At 35.7% G+C, this 2,552-nt stretch carries 4 protein-coding genes and 1 pseudogene; 2 read left to right on the top strand and 3 right to left on the bottom strand.

Annotated elements, in window-relative coordinates:
- Positions 1-248: 248 nt before the first annotated feature.
- Positions 249-341: pseudogene (locus tag GQR56_RS21065) on the top strand (glycine cleavage system transcriptional repressor); the annotation flags it as partial.
- 11 nt (positions 342-352) lie between these two features.
- The gene (gene bcp / locus GQR56_RS21060; protein WP_166115319.1) at positions 353-832 is read left to right on the top strand and encodes a thioredoxin-dependent thiol peroxidase; all 480 of its coding nucleotides are present in this window, start codon (positions 353-355) and stop codon (positions 830-832) included.
- Between the two features lie 99 nt (positions 833-931).
- Here bcp and GQR56_RS21055 read toward each other — a convergent pair whose 3' ends face one another.
- Genes GQR56_RS21055 through GQR56_RS21045 form a run of 3 tightly spaced genes read right to left on the bottom strand, consistent with a single transcriptional unit; the run spans position 932 to position 2,249 of the window.
- On the bottom strand, positions 932-1,357 hold the full coding sequence (locus GQR56_RS21055) for a hypothetical protein (RefSeq protein ID WP_166115316.1): 426 nt from the start codon (positions 1,355-1,357) through the stop codon (positions 932-934).
- Complete coding sequence (locus GQR56_RS21050; protein WP_166115314.1) at positions 1,354-2,061, bottom strand: hypothetical protein; 708 nt, start codon at positions 2,059-2,061, stop codon at positions 1,354-1,356. The genes GQR56_RS21055 and GQR56_RS21050 overlap by 4 nt, the downstream gene beginning before the upstream one ends.
- 5 nt (positions 2,062-2,066) lie before the next feature.
- Positions 2,067-2,249: a hypothetical protein gene (locus GQR56_RS21045; RefSeq protein ID WP_166115312.1), complete on the bottom strand. Its 183-nt coding sequence runs from the start codon at positions 2,247-2,249 to the stop codon at positions 2,067-2,069.
- Between the last annotated feature and the right edge of the window lie 303 nt (positions 2,250-2,552).

The raw sequence follows: 2,552 nt of genomic DNA, 5'->3' as shown, positions 1-2,552 counted from the left end.
TCAATAATACCCGCTGTATTAGAAAAAGTTTTATGTAATAATTTACTCAAGTGCATAGTCGATTTACTTTGTAATTTCTTTGGTCGGAAAAACATCTAAGATCAAAATTGGCTGTGCACTTCAACTGTTTTTTAAACTACCTTATTGATTTATATTATCAAATTGTGGGGATTCCTCAGGATTTGACCCCATTGGCTCTTTCTTAATAATTGTGGGGATCCCTCAGGATTTGACCCCATTGGCTCTTTCCGGTTGATGTAGATATAGATCAATTTAAAATTAGTTTTGAGACCCTTTCTCACACGTTAAACGTAGATTATATTTTTAAACGAATTCGTTAAGGATGCTAAACATGAACACAATTAGTCCATTACAAGCCGGCGATACTGCCCCCGCTTTTAGCCTACAAAACCAAAACGACGAAACAGTAACATTAAGCGAGCTGTTAAAAGAGCAACAAGTGCTTGTGTACTTTTACCCTAAAGCGTCAACGCCGGGCTGTACTGTACAAGCCGAAAACCTACGCGACCAACAAGCCGAGCTTGCTAAATTTAACACCCGCGTTGTAGGTATTAGCCCAGATCCGATTAAGCGCCTGAAAAACTTTGAAATGAAAAAAGAGCTTAACTTTGACCTGCTATCCGATGAAGACCACGCCATTGCTGAAGCATTTGGTGTATGGGGCTACAAAAAGTTTATGGGTAAAGAGTACGATGGTATTCACCGCCTTACGTTTTTAGTAGGCCAAGACGGTAAAGTTAAACACCTATTTGATAAGTTTAAAACCAAAGACCATCATCAAGTGGTTTTGGACTATCTCGCAGCAGAGTAAGCTAATGGCAGAGTAAGTTAGCTACCAGCTATTAGAAAAATACAGAAAAGCGTTGCTCAAAGGCGACGCTTTTTTTATGCTAATTATTAAATATTTAGGTTAATATTCCGCATCTCTAAAAGTACAGCGCGGTTCACTATTAACAAAGTCTGAAAATGAAATAGTACAATCAAGGAAAAATCGCCCAGGTCCTCTGGCACTTATATCAATTACTAATTTTAAAGCATCTTTCGTAAACTTAACATTTTTATATGAAATAGCACTCACGTCTTTTCTCGCATCAGTCACTTCGCCTATTTCATCTGTAAAACTACAAAATTCTTTGCTACCTGACTCACCTAGCTTTATTTTAAAACAAGGATAGTCTTCTGTATTATAGCTAAGGTAAGTAGCCATTTTCCCTTGGTATTCACCCTCGATCATAACTGAAGGTTTTAAGTCGGCTTTATTCTCATTGACTACAGCCATACAAGCCGTGAAAGGGAATAATAATAATAATACAAATAGACTTTTTAAGTTATTCATGGTGTTACTCCAAGAGGTATTAATGAAGCAAATTTACTTCTCATATTAAAACGCTCAATGGGTACATGAGCCCATTTAGAACGATCACTCATAAGCGTTTTAATATTGCTTATATCTCCTTTCGAAAGAGGTTCTTGTAAAAACTCTCTCGTTTTAGGCGAGTAATCACCGCGATATTTCAAATCAACGAATAATTCTAAAACTGATTTTGGCATTAAATCAAAATCAACCGTACCATATTTTTTTACTGTATCTCCTTTATTACAAATGCGCTTTACTTCAGACTCTTCATATGAATATGCAATATTAAAAAGAGCAAGTTGAGCTGGGGCTGTAATTTGAAAGTCAAGAAGATCATTTTCTACAATAAACCGTTCAGCATTTATACCCGATAAGCGCGCACCTCTGCTTAACTTCTGAGCATGAAATAATGAAAGTCCAGCTTTTACAAGCTCGGTTTGGACTCTCGTAGAGGATTTGCCTTTCATATCATAGCCTCGTCCAAGCGTTAATCCAGACACGAGATTCGGAACATGGAGAATACGGCTATGAAAGAGACCACCTTCTTTACCTTCAGAGTCCCAAGTTAAAACTCCTCTAGTTGGCGAAGTTATAGAGCTTAATCTAAAGCTATTTTTTAAATTGCTTACAAGTACCTTAAAGGTTCTTTGATTACTAGATACGACCCCATCGGGTGTTCCCATTTTAACTACATTTTTTGAAAGTCATTTAATAGGGAGAGGCTGTCTGTATCAAATTTATTATTCACCTTAAGAGGTTTTCTACAAATTTGCCTTGCATAAGTATTGAGTAAAGCTTTAATTAAATAAATATCTACAGACGAATTTTTCCCTTTATCTCCAACTGAACCTGTCATTTTAAGTGAAATCATTATTACTCCTTTAATTGTAAATTTGCATACTTGTAAACTCAGTTTATTTTTACATAACTATGAACTTTAGGCTATTAAAAGAGCCAAAAAGGTCAAACCTTGACTTCATACATCAAACTATCTCGAATTTTTCGAATTTTAGTTTGCCCTTATCATCTTCAATTATTAACTTATTTAGCCTAAATATCATTGATTCGTCAGAACCATAGGGGTCACCCATTAGAAAATTCCGGTCAAGCAGGCAGCTGTGTTTTCTTGATCTTTTTATTCAAAAATCAAGTGATCTTATTATTTAGACTCAAT

Origin of the sequence: Pseudoalteromonas sp. Z9A5 (genome assembly GCF_011378875.1) — a bacterium.
In the GTDB taxonomy this organism is placed as follows: domain Bacteria; phylum Pseudomonadota; class Gammaproteobacteria; order Enterobacterales; family Alteromonadaceae; genus Pseudoalteromonas.
Note: the sequence above shows the minus strand (reverse complement) of the source record. Positions and strands in the feature narration are given on the sequence as shown.

Coding starts and splice junctions, on each gene's coding strand:
- GQR56_RS21050 (WP_166115314.1), bottom strand. CDS start 2,061: ATGGGAACACCCGATGGGGTCGTATCTAGTAATCAAAGAACCTTTAAG.
- GQR56_RS21045 (WP_166115312.1), bottom strand. CDS start 2,249: ATGATTTCACTTAAAATGACAGGTTCAGTTGGAGATAAAGGGAAAAAT.
- GQR56_RS21055 (WP_166115316.1), bottom strand. CDS start 1,357: ATGAATAACTTAAAAAGTCTATTTGTATTATTATTATTATTCCCTTTC.
- bcp (WP_166115319.1), top strand. CDS start 353: ATGAACACAATTAGTCCATTACAAGCCGGCGATACTGCCCCCGCTTTT.